Source organism: Streptomyces sp. PTL18, assembly GCF_059510295.1.
In genome coordinates this window covers 112173-129914 of sequence record NZ_JCAJZO010000010.1, presented here as the reverse complement: position 1 = coordinate 129914, position 17742 = coordinate 112173, and the positions used below count along the sequence as shown (strand labels likewise).

Annotated in this window: 26 protein-coding genes; 4 read left to right on the top strand and 22 right to left on the bottom strand. The window is 69.2% G+C overall.

Going from position 1 to position 17742, the window contains the following annotated elements:
- Positions 1–81 precede the first annotated feature (81 nt).
- Together AC5WS8_RS20855 and AC5WS8_RS20850 are read right to left on the bottom strand one after the other, a co-directional pair.
- Entirely contained in the window at positions 82–1455 is a 1374-nt protein-coding gene (locus AC5WS8_RS20855; protein WP_496104948.1) for an SU10 major capsid protein, read from the bottom strand.
- A 152-nt stretch (positions 1456–1607) separates the two neighbouring features.
- Positions 1608–3446: a DUF6582 domain-containing protein gene (locus AC5WS8_RS20850; protein WP_496104947.1), complete on the bottom strand. Its 1839-nt coding sequence runs from the start codon at positions 3444–3446 to the stop codon at positions 1608–1610.
- Positions 3447–3508: 62 nt separating this feature from the next.
- On the opposite strand from AC5WS8_RS20850, the gene AC5WS8_RS20845 reads away from it, so the two are divergent.
- Together AC5WS8_RS20845 and AC5WS8_RS20840 are read left to right on the top strand one after the other, a co-directional pair.
- Entirely contained in the window at positions 3509–3709 is a 201-nt protein-coding gene (locus tag AC5WS8_RS20845; RefSeq protein WP_496104946.1) for a hypothetical protein, read from the top strand.
- A gap of 29 nt (positions 3710–3738) precedes the next feature.
- Positions 3739–4437, top strand: coding sequence for an HNH endonuclease signature motif containing protein (locus AC5WS8_RS20840; protein ID WP_496104945.1), 699 nt, complete (start codon positions 3739–3741; stop codon positions 4435–4437).
- 6 nt (positions 4438–4443) lie between these two features.
- Here the strand turns inward: AC5WS8_RS20840 and AC5WS8_RS20835 are convergent, their stop codons facing one another.
- The 17 genes from AC5WS8_RS20835 to AC5WS8_RS20755 all read right to left on the bottom strand — a co-directional run bounded on the left by AC5WS8_RS20835 (position 4444) and on the right by AC5WS8_RS20755 (position 15881).
- On the bottom strand, positions 4444–4851 hold the full coding sequence (locus tag AC5WS8_RS20835) for a hypothetical protein (RefSeq protein WP_496104944.1): 408 nt from the start codon (positions 4849–4851) through the stop codon (positions 4444–4446).
- A 13-nt stretch (positions 4852–4864) separates the two neighbouring features.
- Complete coding sequence (locus AC5WS8_RS20830) at positions 4865–6313, bottom strand: 2'-5' RNA ligase family protein (RefSeq protein WP_496104943.1); 1449 nt, start codon at positions 6311–6313, stop codon at positions 4865–4867.
- 113 nt (positions 6314–6426) lie between these two features.
- A complete protein-coding gene (locus AC5WS8_RS20825; RefSeq protein ID WP_496104942.1) occupies positions 6427–7998 on the bottom strand; it encodes a phage portal protein in 1572 nt (523 codons plus the stop codon).
- The gene (locus tag AC5WS8_RS20820; RefSeq protein ID WP_496104941.1) at positions 7989–9584 is read right to left on the bottom strand and encodes a hypothetical protein; all 1596 of its coding nucleotides are present in this window, start codon (positions 9582–9584) and stop codon (positions 7989–7991) included. The genes AC5WS8_RS20825 and AC5WS8_RS20820 overlap by 10 nt, the downstream gene beginning before the upstream one ends.
- A 27-nt stretch (positions 9585–9611) precedes the next feature.
- On the bottom strand, positions 9612–10385 hold the full coding sequence (locus tag AC5WS8_RS20815) for an HNH endonuclease (protein WP_496104940.1): 774 nt from the start codon (positions 10383–10385) through the stop codon (positions 9612–9614).
- Between the two features lie 85 nt (positions 10386–10470).
- Positions 10471–11136, bottom strand: coding sequence for a hypothetical protein (locus AC5WS8_RS20810; protein WP_496104939.1), 666 nt, complete (start codon positions 11134–11136; stop codon positions 10471–10473).
- Positions 11137–11154: 18 nt separating this feature from the next.
- Complete coding sequence (locus AC5WS8_RS20805) at positions 11155–11313, bottom strand: hypothetical protein (protein WP_496104938.1); 159 nt, start codon at positions 11311–11313, stop codon at positions 11155–11157.
- On the bottom strand, positions 11313–11600 hold the full coding sequence (locus AC5WS8_RS20800) for a hypothetical protein (protein ID WP_496104937.1): 288 nt from the start codon (positions 11598–11600) through the stop codon (positions 11313–11315). Before AC5WS8_RS20800 ends, AC5WS8_RS20805 begins: the two co-directional genes overlap by 1 nt.
- 214 nt (positions 11601–11814) lie before the next feature.
- Positions 11815–12375 (bottom strand): hypothetical protein, encoded by a 561-nt coding sequence (locus AC5WS8_RS20795; protein ID WP_496104936.1) that lies wholly within the window; start codon positions 12373–12375, stop codon positions 11815–11817.
- Between the two features lie 186 nt (positions 12376–12561).
- Entirely contained in the window at positions 12562–12789 is a 228-nt protein-coding gene (locus AC5WS8_RS20790; RefSeq protein WP_496104935.1) for a hypothetical protein, read from the bottom strand.
- 107 nt (positions 12790–12896) lie between these two features.
- Positions 12897–13646, bottom strand: coding sequence for a hypothetical protein (locus AC5WS8_RS20785; RefSeq protein WP_496104934.1), 750 nt, complete (start codon positions 13644–13646; stop codon positions 12897–12899).
- A gap of 76 nt (positions 13647–13722) precedes the next feature.
- Positions 13723–13944 (bottom strand): hypothetical protein, encoded by a 222-nt coding sequence (locus AC5WS8_RS20780; RefSeq protein ID WP_496104933.1) that lies wholly within the window; start codon positions 13942–13944, stop codon positions 13723–13725.
- Complete coding sequence (locus tag AC5WS8_RS20775) at positions 13937–14371, bottom strand: DUF6221 family protein (protein WP_496104932.1); 435 nt, start codon at positions 14369–14371, stop codon at positions 13937–13939. The genes AC5WS8_RS20780 and AC5WS8_RS20775 overlap by 8 nt, the downstream gene beginning before the upstream one ends.
- Positions 14368–14541, bottom strand: a complete 174-nt coding sequence (locus tag AC5WS8_RS20770; protein WP_496104931.1) for a hypothetical protein — start codon at positions 14539–14541, stop codon at positions 14368–14370. The genes AC5WS8_RS20775 and AC5WS8_RS20770 overlap by 4 nt, the downstream gene beginning before the upstream one ends.
- Positions 14538–14816: a hypothetical protein gene (locus AC5WS8_RS20765; RefSeq protein ID WP_496104930.1), complete on the bottom strand. Its 279-nt coding sequence runs from the start codon at positions 14814–14816 to the stop codon at positions 14538–14540. The genes AC5WS8_RS20770 and AC5WS8_RS20765 overlap by 4 nt, the downstream gene beginning before the upstream one ends.
- Positions 14813–15199: a hypothetical protein gene (locus AC5WS8_RS20760; protein ID WP_496104929.1), complete on the bottom strand. Its 387-nt coding sequence runs from the start codon at positions 15197–15199 to the stop codon at positions 14813–14815. The genes AC5WS8_RS20765 and AC5WS8_RS20760 overlap by 4 nt, the downstream gene beginning before the upstream one ends.
- Positions 15200–15230: 31 nt before the next feature.
- Positions 15231–15881 carry a DUF3761 domain-containing protein gene (locus tag AC5WS8_RS20755; protein WP_496104928.1) on the bottom strand — a complete coding sequence of 217 codons (651 nt, stop codon included), beginning with the start codon at positions 15879–15881 and terminating at the stop codon, positions 15231–15233.
- Positions 15882–16015: 134 nt separating this feature from the next.
- Here AC5WS8_RS20755 and AC5WS8_RS20750 point away from each other — a divergent pair, with 134 nt between their 5' ends.
- Together AC5WS8_RS20750 and AC5WS8_RS20745 are read left to right on the top strand one after the other, a co-directional pair.
- A complete protein-coding gene (locus AC5WS8_RS20750) occupies positions 16016–16369 on the top strand; it encodes a hypothetical protein (protein WP_496104927.1) in 354 nt (117 codons plus the stop codon).
- Entirely contained in the window at positions 16366–16521 is a 156-nt protein-coding gene (locus AC5WS8_RS20745; protein WP_496104926.1) for a hypothetical protein, read from the top strand. The genes AC5WS8_RS20750 and AC5WS8_RS20745 overlap by 4 nt, the downstream gene beginning before the upstream one ends.
- 65 nt (positions 16522–16586) lie before the next feature.
- Here AC5WS8_RS20745 and AC5WS8_RS20740 read toward each other — a convergent pair whose 3' ends face one another.
- From AC5WS8_RS20740 to AC5WS8_RS20730, 3 genes are all read right to left on the bottom strand, one after another.
- On the bottom strand, positions 16587–16907 hold the full coding sequence (locus AC5WS8_RS20740; RefSeq protein ID WP_496104925.1) for a hypothetical protein: 321 nt from the start codon (positions 16905–16907) through the stop codon (positions 16587–16589).
- A 281-nt stretch (positions 16908–17188) separates the two neighbouring features.
- On the bottom strand, positions 17189–17398 hold the full coding sequence (locus AC5WS8_RS20735) for a hypothetical protein (protein WP_496104924.1): 210 nt from the start codon (positions 17396–17398) through the stop codon (positions 17189–17191).
- A gap of 24 nt (positions 17399–17422) precedes the next feature.
- Complete coding sequence (locus tag AC5WS8_RS20730; protein WP_496104923.1) at positions 17423–17671, bottom strand: hypothetical protein; 249 nt, start codon at positions 17669–17671, stop codon at positions 17423–17425.
- Between the last annotated feature and the right edge of the window lie 71 nt (positions 17672–17742).

The following is a 17742-nucleotide window of genomic DNA, read 5'->3' as shown; positions in this document are numbered from 1 at the left end:
GCCGCTCCCTTCCGTGTAGGGGCTGGTGCCCGGCGGCGCGCGGGGGGCCATCGGTGCCGCGCGCCGCCGGACGAGGGTGGGTCAGCTCGACAGGGCCGTGCTGACGCGGTTGATCCGGCCCACATAGCGAGGAGCGCGGACCGCGAGGCACGTGTCCGACGCGATCGCGAACGGCAGCGAGTCCGGAGACGCGGTGGTCGGGTAAACGTCGAGCGGCTCCAGCTCGCGAACGTACGGACGGACGACGAAGTTCGGGTCGCGGGCGATCAGGTAGATGTTCTCCGAGCCCGAGGACTGCGGCTTCATCGAGGAGTTGGTGCCGACGTACGCGGCCGGAACCGTGGCGGGGGCCGTGCTGCCGTTCTTCGGGGTCAGGGTGACACCGTCGTCCACGATCGAGGTTGTGAGGATCGGGGTGACGCCGTCGGAGCCGACACCGACGGTGGCGTCGACGTAGCCGAGAAACGTCTCGGCGCCGGTGGCGGTGCCGCGGTAGACCTTGTACAGGTTCGGCTGCGCGCCGTCGAGGCCGGTCGGCGTGCTGAAGGACAGGGTGACCGTGCTGGTGGAGCCGGTGGTCGCCTGGGACACCTCCGTGGACGGGAGGATCTCGCCCTGGCGGGCGATGACCGGGACGACCTGGTAGTAGTACGTGGCCGCCGCCAGGGAACCACCAGTGGTGGAGGTCGCCGTCGTGACGGTTCCCATCTGGAAGGCACGCGCCGACAGGAACGACGACTTGATGATCGGCACGTCGCGGTAGGTCAGGACGTTCAGACCGGACGCGATCTCGACCTTGTCGACGAACCGCTGCTGCGACACGAGGAGCTGCGACACCTTCGACGCGGCGGTCGGCGACATCACGAACTGCCACGAGGCGTCCTGCACGGCCATCGCGGCCTGCTGCTCCACCATGTCGATCAGCTTGTCCAGCCAGCCCAGCGAGAAGCTCGCGCCGGCGGCGTCGATCGCGTTCTGGTTGGTGCCGGAGAACGTCGAGACGAGGCTGTCGAGGCCGTCGAACTGGGGGTAGCCGCCGTACTGGGTCGAGCCCTGGTTGCCCCAGAGGATGGCGTTCTCGATGTCCCAGTACAGGCCCTGGACGCCGCCCTCGATTTCCTGCTGGCGCAGGTCTCCGATGAGCTGCTTGGTGACGGCCTGGGAGTAGCCGGTGACCGCGCCCACGGACTGCATGTTGCGGATCGTGAACTGGTTCTGCACGTAGGTGCTGTTGGTGACGGGGCGGGCGCCGCCGTCGGTCACGAAGCCACCTGCGGCGCGGGCGGTGCGCTGGTTGAAGTAGTAGACCGTGGAGTCCCACTTGCGGGTCTGGATGGACCGCACGAGCGGGGAGTAGCGCCGCTGGTACTCCAGCAGCATCGGGTCGATGATCTTGTTGATGAGGGGTGCTGCACCGGCGGCGGTCAGCGCCTCACGAAGGTCACCAGTGGTCATGGCGACATGCCTCATTTCGGCAGGGGTGGGTATGGGAAAGCCCCACGCCACGAGCTGTGGGTGGGGCCGGGGTGACCATCACTGCCGAGCGGCACCAGCTCATGGGGCTGGCGGTCAGGAAGTGCGTGACGTGCCCGTACGGGCAGCGGGTGTTACTCGGCCGGGACCGCGCCGCGGGCGCCGAGGATCGCACCGACCGTCGACGGGGCGACGTGCGCGCGCCACTCCTCGTCGGTGTACTGGTGCAGCGGCTTCTGCGGCCAACCCTCCGGCAGGCCCGCCGAACCGGTCCCGGACCCGCCCGCGGCCTCGGCCACCTGGGACACGAGCCCCTTGCGGGCCGGGCCGCCCGTGGCGGCGACATGCTCCTGGATGGCCTGCGGCAGCGCCGCCTTGACGCCCTCGGAGACCAGGCGCGCGATGCGCTGGTCCTCGGTCTCGGTCACCTGGGCGGCCGGGGCCGCAGCTTCGGCGACCGGCTCGGCCGGCGCGGACTCCGCAGCCGGGGCCGCGGCGGGCGCCGGGCTGGCCACGCGGGCGAGGAGCTGAGCGAACTGCTCGTCGGTCAGGTGGACCCCACCAGCGGCGGGGACGGCAGCGGTCTCCGCTGCCGGGGTGGTGGACTCCGCCATGGCGGGCCCCTCCTTCTCTTCGGTGGGGACGGCGGCCGGCTGTTCCGGCGCCGGGTCGGGGGTGATGCCGGCGGCGAGAGCTTCGGAGTCGGGTGCTCCGGAGGCCGCAGTCTCGGTGGCGGGGCTGGACGGGGCGGTCTCCATCGCGTCGTCCTCGTCGGTCTCGCCCTTGCAGTGCATGCACGACTCGCACTCGCACGGGCATCCGCCGGGCGTCTCGGGGATCGCGCAGCCACAGCGACAAGGGCAGGGCGCCCCGGCCGCGCTGGCGGGCTCCGCGTTGTCGCCGGGTTCGCCGGGGACGTCGACGTCCGCGTCGAGGTCCGGGTCGATGTTCACCAGCGTCTGCACGGCGCCAGCCATCGCCGCGCGGCCGACGGCGTCGAGGTCGTGGGGGTCGAGGCTGTACGACGACACTGTGACGGTGGTGGGCCCGTTGGTCAGGGAGACGTACAAGGTCCCGGCGTCCGCCGAGTCCATCCCCCAGCACTCGGCGAGGGCCTCGGTGACCTGCGCGGCCGGCTCGATCAGCCAGCCTTCCTGCGTGTCGACGGTGACGCCGAACTTCTTCAGCGCCTTGATGATGCGCTGCTTGACCCGCTTCAGCTGTGCGGACGTGTACGCGCGGGCGTTGTCGGCCTGGTTCACGTAGGACCAGGCGCCCTTGGCCTTGGCCTTGGTGGAGATGTCGTATCGCTGCTTCTTGTCGGACTGGTAGCCCGGGTCGGCGTAGACGATGCCGCCGTCGCCAGTCAGGCCGGAGCCGCGCTTCGATACGGCTGGTGTGTCGGCCTCAGTCGTGGTGGTCACCAGCGCCTCCTGCACTGACTCGGTGATGAGCACCCGGCCATCGGGCGCGGTCTCCGCCGGGGCGCTGGCCTCCGCGGGAGTGAAGCTGTCGATCTCGGCGCCTGGAACTCCCGGCTTCCGGGTGAAATCAAGGCCGTCGATCTCCAAATCCGGGGCGGTCTCGTAGGACTTGCCGTCGGGGCCTACCTCGCGGTGAACCTTGCCGACCCATGCGCCGCGGATCGATACGCCCTTGAGGAAAGCGGGGCCGTCTCGGGTGTCGACAAGCGCGGCGATCTTGCGTCCCTCGTCGGTGTCCGCGAGGTCTGCGGCAAACCGGGCTGAGCCGTCGTCGGCAAGCGACGCGGAGGTCAGCCGGCCGACGATGCGTCTGGAGTCATCGTCGGCGCCGTGCGAGGTCAACATGACCGCCGGGTTCGTACCGGAAGCGATCCGTTCGGACAGGCGCTCCACGGCCCGGGCGATCGCCTCTGGCGAGTAGTAGCGGCCGTTCCTGCTGACCCCCGGAACAAGGGCCGTTCCCTCGATGGTGGCGATCGACTTAGCCACAGCGCCTCCCTCCCCAGGGTTCCAGCATCATTTCCAGCATCGCTTCCGGTACGCTTTCCGGCATGACAGACGACAAGGTCCGTGAGAATCGGCTCCGCCGGATGGCCGGCCGACAGGGGCTATCTCTGCGCCGCTCACGGCGGCGCGATCCGCGCGCCACCGACTTCGGCTTGTACTGGCTGACCGACACCGCAACCGGTGACGCGCGCAGCCCCGAAGCCGGCGTGAGCCTCGACGAGATCGAAAAACTCCTGCTGTCCTGACCTACGTCGACACGCAAAGCGAGTCCGCCATGCCCTTCCAATTCGCGTGCGCCCAGTGCGACGTCCGATTCACTCGCCACACCCGAGTCACGGGGACCGGCGGCGTCTACTGCTCTCGCTCCTGCTACTGGCAGTCGATGCGGAAGCCTGTGCCGCTCCGCACGTGCCTCAACTGCGGCAGAGAGTTCGACCCGCGGGCTGGCGGCGGCAGGAAACCCAACCTGACGCGAGACCACTGCAATCGGGCGTGCTACGACGCAGGGCGCGCGGTCACCCTTGCCCGATGGCTGGAGCGCCAGAGCGGAGCAGACTGCTGGCACTGGCCGCACGGACTCAACAAGGACGGGTACGGCGTTACCCACAACGGAGAAGGCCAGGAGCTCGTCCACCGAGCTGTGTGGACCGCCCTGGTCGGTCCGATCCCAGAAGGCATGACGATCGACCACATGTGCCACAACGAAGACCGGGAGTGCCCGGGCGGTCCGTCCTGCGCTCACCGCCGGTGTGCTAACCCGGCCCACCTCGTGGTCGCTGAAGGCGGGGAGAACACCTTGCGCGGCAAAGGCGCGGCAGCGGCCAACGCCAGGAAAGTGCTCTGCAAGCGCGGGCACCCTCTGAGCGGGGCCAACCTGTACGTCAATCCGCGAGGGCAGAGGCAGTGCCGTCGATGCCAGGCCGAGCGAGAGCGGCGCTACCGGGAGAGGCTCCGCGCCGCCCGAGGCGCCTAGCGTCGGTCACCTCCCCATCAGCGCGATCGACGTCTGCGGGTAGACGGGGTTGGTGCCGCCGAGCGTCCACGTGACGCGGCCGTACGGCGGGAGCACCAGCGCGGCGCTCGTCGAGGCGACGTTCGGCATGTGCAGGCCCGCGGACGCGGAGCCCCGCCCGGCAGTCGTCGTGAGCTGGGTGATCTTCGCGACCGTGGGGTACCAGTTGCCGTCCGGGTCCTGCACGTCGAGGCCGACGTCCAGCGTGGGTGTGGTACCGGTCGGTGTTCCGACCACGGTGACGGCCAGCCACACGTCGCTGATGTCGATCAGGTTGATGGTCGGGCTGCTGGTCGAGCCCGCGCCAGAGAGCGTGAGCGGGGCGTTGGCCGGGGTCAGGTTCCACAGGACCCGGGCCGGGCGGTAGGTGCTCATCAGAGTCTCCAGGTCACGCGAACCAGCTGGCGAAGTGGGACAAGGACACGGCTGCGGCGTACACGCACCGGCAGACCGGGTGCAGCGGCATCCGGGGCGCGTCGGCCAGTACCCAGGGGCTTCCGGCTTCGGCGTCGAGGCAGGCCTCGCACACGCGGCCGTCCCCGGCGGTGATGATGTCGACCTGCAGGACGCCTTCGGACTGGTACAGCCGGAGCGCGCCGTCGTCGGCTGCGGTGGTCATGGCCCAGTCGACGACGAACGCGACCGCCTCGGGGTCCTCGGAGTCCAGGACATCCATCGCTGCGTCGATCATCTCGTCCCGCGACGCGCCGTCCTCCGCACCTTGTGCCAGAGCCCGGCCGAGGTCTCCGGCCGCCCGGTCGACCATGCGGCCGAGCCAGCCGTCCGCCTCACCCCACAGCTCCTCGAGGTGCCCCAGCGACCGGTAGGCGTCCTTGAAAGCGATGTTCCAGTCGAGGCCCACTTGACTGGCCCGTTCGGCGGCGATCGCGACGGCGTTGACCATGCCCTCGGCACGGCCAGCGGCGATCGCGTTGCGGATCGCCGTGCGCAGCTTCGTCCAGCCGGTGAGGTCGGCGAGGGCGCGGAGCATGGCCCGGGCGGCGGCGAGCGCTTCGTCGTAGAAGTCACGGGCGGCTTCGGTGAGCCCGGCTCGGCCGCGGAACCGGTCGACCATGTCGGCGACCGCAGTCCGGTCGATGAGCGGCCGCCACGCGTCGGCGACGAGCCGCGTGTGTTCGGCCTGCTTCTGCTCGCGGCGGGCGAACAGCAGCGCCCACATGCCTTCGAGCTTCCCGAGGTCGATGGTGACCTCCAGGATCTGGGGGTCGTCGGAGCGCTCGATCGCCATCTGGACGGCGGCCCGGCTGGCGGCCTTCACCCGCTCCGTCATCGGGCCACCGGACAGCGCCCACCCGGCAGCGAACGCCTCGCGGGCCGGGGACGCGATCGGGTGCTCCAGTGGGAAGTCGGTGCGCTCGGTGCCGTGGACGGCGGCGAGCACGGTGAACTCGACCGGCTGGGCGTCGAGTCGGTCGAGTGGTGCCGGGTCGTCTGGGTCGAGGTATTGGATCGTGAGGTGGGCGGTGTAGCCGTGATCCCGGGGGATCTTGATTCCGTGTTCGGATAGGGCGTCGATGGTGTCCCGGCGGAGGTCTTCCAGGTCGGGAGAGTCGGCGAGGGCGACGATGACGTCCTTGTCGCCGCCGGTGAACCGGGCGAGCCCGGAGATCTGCCCTGTGATGGGCTGCCGCTCGGCGAGCTCCGCGGTGACCTCGCGGAGCACCGCAGCGTCGATGTCGGCGGCATCCCCAAGGTAGGCGACCGTGACGTGCAGTTCATCCGGTGGCAGGCCGCCGTCGACCGCGAGCTCCTGTGCGAGGTCGGCCGGAGGGTAGAGGGCGATCATGCAGCCGTCGGAGAAGTCCGGTGACGCCACACGCTCACCCCCGATCCGGTCAGCCGATCCGTTTCGCGATGAGCGCGGGCACGTCCTTCGCCCGCAGCGGGTGCCCGGGCGGGTCCGGTGGCTGCACGGGCTGGGGCGGCGGGTCAGGCGGCTGCTCGCTCATCGACACCCCCCGGCAACGCGGCCAGCGCCTCTTGTAGACGGCGCCGGTACAGCGCGCGGGCCGACTCCTGCGGCAGGGCGTCGTCCGGTGTGCCGTCGCCCTCCGGCTCCGGTGGCTGTCCGCCGGCGAACGCCTGCAGTTGCGGCGGCGTCGGCTTGGGTTCGGGCTTCTCCACCGTGACCGGCTTGCCGTCCTCGGGCGCTGCGGGCTCCAGGGCGGTGCCGCGGAGCTTGTTCGCGATCGTCGCCTTGGACACGGCGTCCATGTCGGCCCACCGTACGAGGTTCTCGCGGTCCACGAGGACGGGCTGGTCGCCGCCGTCGACGGGGGGTTCGCCGATGTCGGCGCGGTAGCGGTCGAGGGTCCAGGCGCCGTTGCGGAGCCGCATGTCGCGGATCTCCTCGACGGTTTTGGAGTCGCGCATGTCGATGTCGCGGAACTTCAGCTTCCAGCCCTCGATATTGAAGCCGTTCTTCGCCAAGGCGAAGTTGAGCGCTTCGAGGACCAGTTCGGCGATGGGCTGGCAGGTGTTCACCATGAAGGTGCGGTCCTGCGCCTCACCGGTGCCGCCGCCGAGGTTCCCGGACTCGATCACGCCTGCCTTCGCGGGCGGTACACCGTACGCGGCGAGGATCTCGTCACGCTTCTGGTCCAGGTACTTCAGGTAGTCCATCGTGCGGGACTGGGCCAGCTCGTTGACGGTGGCGCCGCCCTTGGTGTTGATCGGGTTCCCGATGTTCCGCGGGCCGATGTTCCGCTGCTGGTACATCGCGTTCCACCGGTTGATCTCCGCCGTAGAGGAGGATGCCGGGTGGTCGACGTGGATCTGCGGCGGCGCACCCTTCCGGAAGATCTCCTTCGAAGTGGCTGCGGCGAACAACCAGCTCGTGATCGGTAGGAGTGCGGCCTGGGTCGGCGACACACCGAACACCGAGGAGCGGGGTGAGTCCATGGAGATGTGGATGACCTCGCGCGGCTCGAACTCGGCGCGCTGCCCCAGCTCGGTGAACTGCACGTAGGACGTCACCGTGCCGTGTTCGTCGGCGATCGGCAGCATGCTCGGACAGTCCAGCGAGTACAGCGCCACCGGCTGCTGCCCGATCCACACGACCTCGATGTACGCGTCACCGAAGACCAGCAGGTCCACGATCACGCCGCGCAGGATCTGCCGAATGTTCTCCCGCGGGTTGCAGAACGCCAGCATCCCCTCGAGGAGCTTCACCTCGGCCGGCTTGTCCGGCGTCTCCTGGTCGCCTTCGCCGTCGTCGCTGTCCCAATCGGTGACCAGGCCGCCGGCCGTAACCGTCCTCGCGATCGCGTTCACGGACGCCCACGCCCACGGGCAGGCGAGGTAGGCCTCGTAGAGCTGGCCGAGCATGGAACGGCGGTCGGTCTGCGTGGCCGTGCCGATGCCCTGGTTGGTCTCGGTCAACCCGCCCGGACCGATGCCGTATTCGAAGCCCGCGCGCTCGGGGAGCTTCCGCTCGGCCGACGCGGTCTCCAGCACCCCCGGCTCCGCACGCCAGCTCTTGAACCACGACCTCACACCCACGGGGATTCCACCGTCCTCCCCGCACGCGGCGTCTCGTCGTCGCCCTCAGGCCACCAGGCATCGTCGTTCGCGGCGGCCGCGGCCGGCCGTACGGCCATCGTCGGGCCGAGAGGCTGGAGGACCTCGGCGATCGGCTCCGGAGGCGCCTCGTCGAGGATGACCATCTCCGGGCCGCCGCCGATCGACATCAGCAGGTAGCGGGCAGCGTCGTACCAGTGGTCCGGGGCGTCGGTATCGACGTCCTCGGGGCGACGCGGATCACGCGGCAGCTCGCCCATCGTCTTGGCGAACTGCGGGCACGCCCCGTCGATCACGTGAAGCAGAGGGCAGGTCACCCACCCGAGTTCCCGGTGATGCGCGCAGGCCGGCGCCTCGGACAGATAGGTGTGGAAGCGGGCCTTCCCGCCGAGACGATCGTTGTCACCTCGCGTCAGGTGCACGCCCTCGGTGGCCATCTGGTCGGCTGGAGGCAGGGAAGAGCCTGTCTTGCCCCACATCGCCGGGTCGGCAGCGATCACCTGGACGTGGTGTCCGGCGTTCGCGTCCAGGATCTTCCGAGCCTGCTCCCGCTCGGGGGTCTGCACCATGGTGAGTTCGCGGTAGAACCACAGACGTCCGTCGTTGTCCTTGGCCGCGGCCAGGTAGACGGAGGGGGCGGCCCAGCCGTAGTCCATGCCGCCGCGGCGCGGCCATGTGTCGGGGATTTGGAACGGCGGGACGATGATGCGGTCGCGCTTCCAGTCGGGGAAGGCGGCGTCGGGCATCGCGGACCAGTCTCCGTCCTTGATGCGGGCCCGCAGGTCCGGGTCGGCGATGCCTTCGAGGGTCTTCTCGTAGTCGCCGACGTACGGGTTGTCGGAGGCCTTGGCCGGAATGAAGATCCGGCGGCGTCCGGCTTTGTCGACGATCTCCTTTGCCCCGTAGTCGGTGGCGTCGACGTAGTCGGCCTTGACGACGCCATGTCCCACGTGCCCGGGGTTGCTTGCCGATCGGGCGCCGAGGCATGGCACGCCTGCCACGCCTGACCGGATGCGGGTGTACAGGAAGTCCACGACGTCGGGCGGCATGGTGGTGCGTTCGTCGATGACGAGGAGGTTGATCTCTGCGGAGGACAGCGCGGCGGCTTCCTCCATGTTCTTGGCGTGCGCAAACGTCAAGATCGAGTTCCCGCTGTTGGGGAACCGCAGCTCGTACTTCGAGCCGTTCCATACCCCGCCCACGGCCTTGGCGTAGCCATACCGCGCGAGGTTCCGCAGCACCGACTGGTTCAGCTGCGGGAACGTCTTGCGGAACCAGAACACCTGGATGCCAGGGAACCGGATGCAGGCGCGGATACAGAGCGCCAGGAGTGAGTGCGACTTACCGCCGCCGCCGGCGCCGCCGTACAAGACGTCCAGGTCTTCGTCCGGCAGGTTGAGGAAGCGTTCCTGGGGGCACTGGCCGCACGGTGCGGGCAGTTCGTCCTCGGGGACGCCGGACAGGCGGGCGAGGACGCGCGGTTTGCAGACCGGTTCGAAGCCGAGCTGGGTGAGCGTGTCTGGCTTCTCGAAGTCCCGGGCCGCAGCTTCCCATGGCGAGATCGTCATGCCGCAACGACCTCGCCATCTGATCGACTACCTGTAGCCCTTTCGCTGGTTGCAGTTCCAGTGAGCCAAGGCCATGTTGTAGTAGCTGTGGGTTGATGCCGGGTCGCGCACCGGGATGATGTGGTCCATGGTTGCGCTCATCGGCTCGGGCCACGGGATGCTTCGATCCACGTGTTCGCCGCAGATGTGGCAGAGGCCCTTGTCGCGGGCGTAGACGACTGCAGGGTCGACCATCTCTGCAACGTCATCTGGCAATCCTGCGGCCCGCCTGCGCCGTTGGAACCCGCTCGCGGCGGATGCGGCGGGGTGTTCCTTCCGCCATCTGGCCATGATTTCGCGGCGACGTTCCGGATTCGCCTTGTCGTAGGCATTCTGTAGCTGGCGGACGTAGTCGGCGTTGCGCGCCTTCCATTCCAGCCAAGCCGCGTTCTTGCGCTTTCGGTATTCCGGGTTCGCGACGAGGAGGTGCGCTTTGTAGTGTGCGCCACAGAGTCCGAGTGCGTGAGGCGTTCGCTCGCAGCCATCGACAGAGCACGGCCCGTTGCTTCGTTGGCGATCAGGGCCGCCGCCGAGTGCGTGTCCGTGGCGGTGCTGCCGGTTCCAATGAGCGCCGCAGAGCCCTCGCCCGTGGACGGGCCTCTCGCAACCGTCGATGGTGCACGCGTCGGGCTTGACGACGGTCAGGACCGCCTCGGGATCGCCTGTCTTCTTCCAGCGCTGGTAGTGCTTGCTGCACCAGCCGCGAGCGTGCCGTGGCGCCTGGCATCCGTGGACGGCACAGTTTTGGGTAGTGTTCGTCACTAGCCCTTCCTCGCCTGAGTCGAGTGAATGGGTCAGAAGCCGTGCGGTGTTCCAGCACCGTGCGGCTTCGCTCATTCTCCCAGACCTACTCGCTTACTGCACGAAGATGGCGAGGAACTACGTCGGAAACCAACGCCTGCTGTTCAGGCGTCAGGTTGAGGTCTCCGAGAATTCCGCGGATAACGCCAGCAAGCAGAGCCCCTTGGGATTCGGCAAGCTTGATCCGCCGTTCCTCGATACCCGCCTTGATCGCCGCGGAGCACACCTTCACCAGGTGGTCGCGCTCCTGCTGGTAGAGGCGCAGCCACACGTTGGGGACGGCCTCTGAGGTCTGCCCCCAGTCCTCGCCGCCCTGCTTCTCCTTGGTCTTGCCCCAGACGAGCGGGTGCTCGCCGTCGGCCCCGGACGCCTCGCCGGCCTCGATCTCTTGGACGCGTTCGCGGAGCCAGGCGACGTGGCCGGCGGTCCACTGGACCTCTTCGAGGAGGGCTTCGGTGGCGGTGGTGTTGATCTTCCGGCCGTAGGTTGCCACGATCTCCGCCGCTTTCTGCTCGACGATCCGCTCCTGGGCCTTGGCCAGGTTTTGCGGGGCGTTGCCGCCGTGGAACCGGCAGATGTGCTGCCCGGGCCGTGACGCCTGGCCGCACTGCTTGCCGGTCTTCTTCGACCGCCCCCAGCAGCGGGGCTTCCCGTCGGGGAGGTACCGCTCGAACCCTTCGGGGAGTTCACGGTCGTGGCCTCGTTTGGCCATCTCGCGCCTCCCGGAGGGTCAGTGGGCCTGGAGTGCGTGGACCGTGGCGGGGAGCAGCCAGAGTGCGAGTCCGGCGTAGGCCATGCGGTCCCGGTGCGGGACCGTCGCGGGCAGGACTGCGGCCAGGGCGAGGAGGACGAACCCGAGCGTGAAGCAGAACACTTCGAGCACGGTCATCAGCTCCCGGCGGGCGGCTGCTTGACAAGCGCCTCGACCTTGACGACGGCGGCTTCGACGCGGGCGACGATGTCGGCGCCTTCCGTCTTGGCCTCGGCGAGGACGGCCTTGACGTCGGCGGTGATCCCGGCGCGCATGTCGTCGAGGACCGGCCGGACGCCGTCGATGACTGCGGCGGCTTCCTTCTCGTAGTGGGAGAACAGGGCCTTCGCTTCGTCGGCGAGGTGATGGCCCTCGCCCTCGAGCTGGGTGACGAGCTGGTGGAACCGGTCGGCGATCGCGGACATGGCGGGGTCTCCTCGGTGAGGGTGGGTCAGCGGGGGTCGGGCAGGAATTCGGCGGTCCGGCCGCGCGAGGGGCAGGCAGGCCCGTCATGCCACCAGCGGGTTTCTCCGAGCCATGCGGGTTGGCCGCAGCGGGAGCACGTGCCGGGGATCGGCTCCCAGTCGTTCAACGCGAACGGGGCGTCGACGGCACGCCACTCGTCGCGGGTGCGGGCGGTCATGCAGTCGCCGGGCCAGCGAAGAACGGCGGCTGGTAGAAGTGCCCGGGGTAGCCGATCTTCATGGTCCGAGCGTTGTGGAGTTCGATGAACTCGGTGCGCTGATCGGCGCTGAGGTGCTGGAAGTAGAACTTCGCCTCGGGGCCGCGCGAGCAGTGCGGGAACTTCCCCCACTGCTCATCGAGGTCGGCGGCGACCTGCTCGGGCGTCTTCCCGTCGCGCTCCCCGAGTTCACGCACCGCCTTGGCGACAGCATCGCGCTGGATCCAGTCGGCCTTCTGCTGCGCCTCCTCCTCGGCCGAGAGGGGCTGGCGCAGGTACGCCTTATAGCTCTTATCCGTCGGGCCGACTTCCCAGCCCTCCCGGACCAGCTCCATGAACTGGTCAGGGTGCAGGCTGCCGCAGTAGGAGCAGGACAGGCCCACGGTTTCCTGACCGATCAGTCCGGGCCCGGTGGTCCAGGTGTCGAGCCCGGTGCCGCTGCCCACGAACGGGGAATTCGGGTCGGCCATGCCGCTCTCGTGGCGGCGCGGGCAGGTATGCCGCTGCTCCTTGGTCACGGGTTCCTCCAAGCGTGGGTTGAGGGTTGTTCTCGCGGGCCCGGCAGAGTCGTCCGGGCCCGCGAGCAGCGCCCGCCACCATCGGAGCGGGCCATCCCAGCCAGCCGCGAGCGAGAGGGCGGCACACAGCGGGAGTTGTGCTATCCGCCGCCGGCCGCGACCCTCAACGCGGCCGGCGGCGGACGACTATGCGGTGGCGGCGTACGTCCGGCGCGCGCGTTCGCGGGTGGCCTTCTCTGCCCGGATCACGTCCAGGGCCCGGAACTGCGGTCGACCGCGGTAGTCCCGGCGGGCTTCTTCGAGGACGCCGCGGTACTTCCAGTTCCGGACGACGTTCGGCTTCACCTGCGCGGCTTCGGCGGCCTCGGCAACGGTCCAGTACGTGTTGGTGAGGTCCACCGACAAGTCGACCACGATGCACCTCCGGTACGTCTGGGAATGCAGAAGGGGCCCCGGTGAGGGGGCCCCTTCGGAAAGCATAGTTCTCCGCCGCAGATCATCAGGCATGATGCCCGGCCCCGTCAAGCTGCGGTGACGATGATTGCCGCGTTGAGGTCCTTCACGTACTGGTCGTACTCCGCGCTCGTCATGATCCGACCACAGTTTGGATCGCGGCACTCGATGTACGGGCGGTCGTTCACCAGGCGAAGGTCCCGGGACTCGACCAGCCATGGACCTCGGCAGCGAGGACAGGGAGCGAGGCGTTCGACGGGAGGCTGAGCGTGGTCCTTGATGAAGTACGCCGCTGCCCGCCACCAGCCCGTGACCTGGCTGCCGGGATTGCCGCTGGCCCGGTCGTACTGCTCGTTTGCGGCTGGGTGCTTCTGCATGGCCCAGTCCCAGTGACCGTCCAGCACTTTGACGATGCCGGCGATGTACCGATCCTCCTCTGCGACGGTGCCGGGGCCCGGTTCGGCGTCGTCGGGGACGAGGCCCTGGAGAACGAGGAGGTCGATTTTGAGGACGGCCATTTCGCCGACGATGCGGTCGATGAGTAGGCGGGCGGCTTGGCCGGGCCAGGCGGTGTTGAGTCCGTTGCGGCCGATGGTGCCGGTCAGGTTTGTCGCGGTGCCTTCGAGGGGTTCGTCTCGTACCTGGGCGAGCAGCGTGGGGAGTTCAGCGAGCTTGCCGCGAGTGTGCTTGACGCAGTCCCCGCACTGGATGGGTTGGCCCCAGGCAGGGGTGATGTGGTGTTCGGTGCCGGTCTCGGTGAGTGCGGTCTCGGCTTTGCGCCAGGCGTTGTTGCAGGGACCAGGACAGGGTGCGGGCATGGCTGGCCTCCCGGGTGTGCTGAGGGTGGTGAGACCAGTGTGCCTAGGTGGTGATCACTCGCGAGTTCCGTCGTCGTCAGCGAGAGCAGCCGCCGGGACGGACGTGAGCCGGGATGGCGATCCCGAGATCTCTCGCCGCGCCACCCACGCCGAACGTCGCCGCGAACGGCAGACCGAGAGCACCCAACCAGGGCGGTCCCGAGAACCAGGCGATCACGAGCAGCGGCGCGAGAGCGAGGACGGCGCAGGGGCCGAGGCACCACCATGAGCCCAGCCGCGCGAGCAGACGATCAGACACTGTCTGTCTCCTCGGCCCAGCCCCAGCTCTCGGCGAGCAGGCGCACGGTGGCGCACGGGAACGGGTCGTCGGCCTCGGTGCAGAGGTGGCCGGACCGTTCGTCGCCGTCCGCGTTTACGGATTCGACCAACTTCGGCCGGTGAAGCTCCAGCAGCTTCCGGTCGGCGGTGATCCGGCGCAGCGCGGCGGCCGGGTCGTGGCGGGCTGCGTGCCGGGCGATGCTCTCCGGGGCGGACGACTCCGCTTGCACGACCAGGACGCCGTCCTCGAGCGCATCCTGAATGACCAGCGCCCTCTCGTACGGCTTCGTGCCGTGAAAGACCGACCACGTCTCGGCTTCCTCGCACCAAGCCGCACCGTCTGCGTCAAGCTGCGCCGCGTCCATGACCTGTCGCAGCCACACCACCATGCGGTCCGTGTCCGTCACCGCCGCCTCCATCCCCGCACCGCGTCTACCGCCCGCTCCCACCAGGTGCCCGGGTTGCAGGCGGCGCAGTGGTAGATGCCGTCCCGGTCGCGGCGCAGACGCGGCGGGTGCGTCTTGTGGGCCTCGACCGCCGCGAGGTACGCCGCCTCCAACGCGGCCCGTTTGCTCACCGCTGTTCCTTCATCGCCTTGGCTCGCACGTCTTCGAGCGGGCATCCGTCGTCGCACCAGGTCTCCTGGCACACGGGGCAACAGCCGCCGTCCCAGTCTCTCTCTGCGCCGTCGGCGGCCTCCCGGAGCATGTCCCGGTACTCGTCCGGCAGCCACATGGCGGCCGTGCGCAGCGCCTTGGCCGCAACCTTGGCCTCCGAGGGGACATCGATCACTTTCCCCTCGATCGCTGTCCGGTCTGCCGGCAACGGCTGCATGCGGCCGGTGTCCGTCACCGCTCGTCTTCCTTCCGCCAGCGCGTGAACTCGGACTCGAACCCGGCGAGCTTGTCGCGTGTCGCCTGGTCTAGCTGCCTTGCCGCGAGGAGCAGCGTGAGCAGGATCGGCCCGAGCTCGTCGTCGCCCGCGCGACCTTCCTCGGCAAGGTGGCAGTCGGTGTAGCCGCGCATCGTGTACTGGCCGCCCTTGTAGCCCTCGTAGGTGGCGCCACGGGCGGAGCGGGCGTCGGCAAGCATGGCGCCGACCGTGACGTTCGCGGTGGGCTCGAAGGCCAGCTTCATGTAGTCGCCGCGCCAGGAGTGCGGATGCGAGAAGCCGAGCGGAAGCATCTTGTCCGGGTCTTCCGCCTCCAGCGCGGCGATCAGCTCGTCGAGGGTCATGCGCCCCAGTATGCGCGCTCGTCAGACCGGGTCACTTGTACCAGACGGCGACTCCGTGGTGGTGGGAGCAGGTCCCCTGGTGATGCGCGGAATACGACAGCGAGCCGTCGTTGCACAGGGCGGTCGCGCCACCGTGGTCGTCCACGGCCGGGGCGGTCGTGTGGTGCGTGGTCTGGACGGGCGCGGGCTGGGGCGCGGCTGCCTTGGGTGTCGCCGGGTGCGCGGTGGGCGATTCGCTGGCCGCACGCTGGGCCTTGATCTGCTTCTCCACGTCCGGCAGCCGGGGCGCGCACTTCACCTTCCCGGACCCCTGGGGAAGGCCGGAGGAAAGTTGCGACAGGACCGGGTACACGTCCTGCTGCGAGTGCTCGGCGTCGACCAGGTCCAACGCCGTGTTCGTGGCGGTGAACTCCAGCCCCAGCAGGTCGTCCGTGCACCGCGACTTGAGCTGCTTGATCAGGCCTTCGACCGTGCTGCGGGAGTGGCGGTGGTGGTCGACGTCGTACAGGTAGGTGACCGGGTCCGTGGCCTGAGACGCGCTTGGTGTCGCTGCGAGCGGCTTGGTCGTTGCGGTACTGCTGGGCTTGTCATCCGTGGGCTGGGGCTTGTTGGACGGCCCGCAGGCGGCGAGCGCGGCGAGGAGGGCGGTGGTGGCTGCGGTGGTGGTGAGGGTTCGTCTCATGGGGGCGATGGTGGACGCCTGGGCCCCAGCGTGAAGGCAGTGTGACCGTGTTGTGACGGAGCGTTCGGTGTCCCGACTGCCGCATTCGGGTGGGACCATGGCGCAACGGCCCCGCAGACCGAGGAGAAGACCGCATGAGCGAGTTCGCTGACCTCACCGTGGCCCGCTATCTGGAGCAGGACCGCGAGGCGGCGCGCGCCTACTACCTCGACCCGCAGGTCCACGCCGACGTCGAACGGTTGCGGCAGTTCGTCGACGCGACGGAACGTGCGCTGGTCGACGAGCGTGTCCCGGTGCAGGTACGGGAGCGCGTGATCAACCGGATCGTGTTCGGCACCCCTGAAGGCCGTGACGCGGTGTACGTCACCCGCCGCGAGCAGATGGAGGCCATGGCCAAGATGCAGATGCCGTCGACCGCCGAGGCGTGGAAGCGGCTCCTCAACCCGGGCGCGGGCCCGGTGCGCCCGGACGAGGAACCCACCACATGAGCGAGTTGTGGCACAACTTCCTGTACGGCCTGGCCATCCTCGCCCCTGGCGTGGGGCTCGGCGCCGCGATCGCCTATCTGACCGCCGGAAAACCCGCAGTCGGGCCCGGCACGCGCGTCTGGCGTCCCCGTATCAGGCTGCGCCGCCGGTAGGCCCACCACATGACGACGGCCCCGCCCGGACCACCCTCCCAGAGCGGGGCCGCACCACATTCACGTCACTGATCATCCGAACACGACGACGGATCCGCCGTACACGCATCAAACGACGCCCGAGCCCGCCGGTTCGCCGCCTGCAACGCCTTCAGATAGTCATCCGGCGACAGCGGCGCGCACTCCGGCGCCCCGTCCCCCTTGTCCTTCCCCGCAGCGATCGCGTCCGTGCACGCGGCGACCTGGTCCGCGGCCGAAGTGGTGGCCGGCGCGCTCGAGCTGGCGGCCGGCTTGGGCGTCTTCGTTGGCTTGTCGCTGCTCGTGCTGGAGCAGCCGGCCAGCGTGAGCGTGGCGGCGGCGAGTACGGCAAGAGCGGTGCGGCGCATGGTCCCCCCAGTGGCACGTGGATCTGTCGCCGCATCATGCGCGCGCGTGGGGTCGGCGTGAAGACGGTGTGCCCGAACCGTGACATGGGGCGGCCCCGCCGCGACGGGGGAATGCGCGGCGGGGCCTGGGGGCAGTGTGGCAGACGGTCAGTCGTATGGGATGCAGTCCTCGCAGTCACAGTCCTCGTCGTGCGGACAATCGCAGCCACACGCGTGACCGCACCCGCTCTGGCAGCGGCAGTAGCAACCCGACTCGCCACAAGGCATCTCGTCGTCCATGCTCAGTCCTCCTCCGGCCCGCACCGGCACTCGTCCGGGGGCGCGCCCTGTCCGATCGCGCACGCGCAGTAGACGTCGCCCAGCGGGCCGGTCGCGGTGACGCCGTTCTCGTCGCCGCCGAAGCACATATCGCACTCGCCCGGCTGCCACTCCTCGCCTTCATCCCAGTCGTCGCCGAAGTCGTCCTCTTCGCGCATCTCTTCGTAGCTCACTGCAGTCATCCTCTCTATGGCGGGTCAACGGCCCCAGCAGTTCGCCAGGACCAGGGCAAGAAAGAACAGCACGGCCCAGAACGAGCCCGACGGCAGACACCCGTCCCCGAGGGCCTCCGCGTGCACGCGTCGGACGCCGTCCCCCGCGGCCGGCGCCAACCCGCCGTGCGCAGCATCCCGGTGGGAGGCCCGTTCGGCTTCCGCGTCGGAGCGCCAGGAGTGCGGTTCCGGGGATCTGGCTTCGCACTGGTGGCACTCGTACACGTACGCCATCAGGGTCTCCTCTCAGGGGTAGACGGGCGGTAGATCGACAGGGAGAAGACGGTAGATGAGCCGGTAGACGT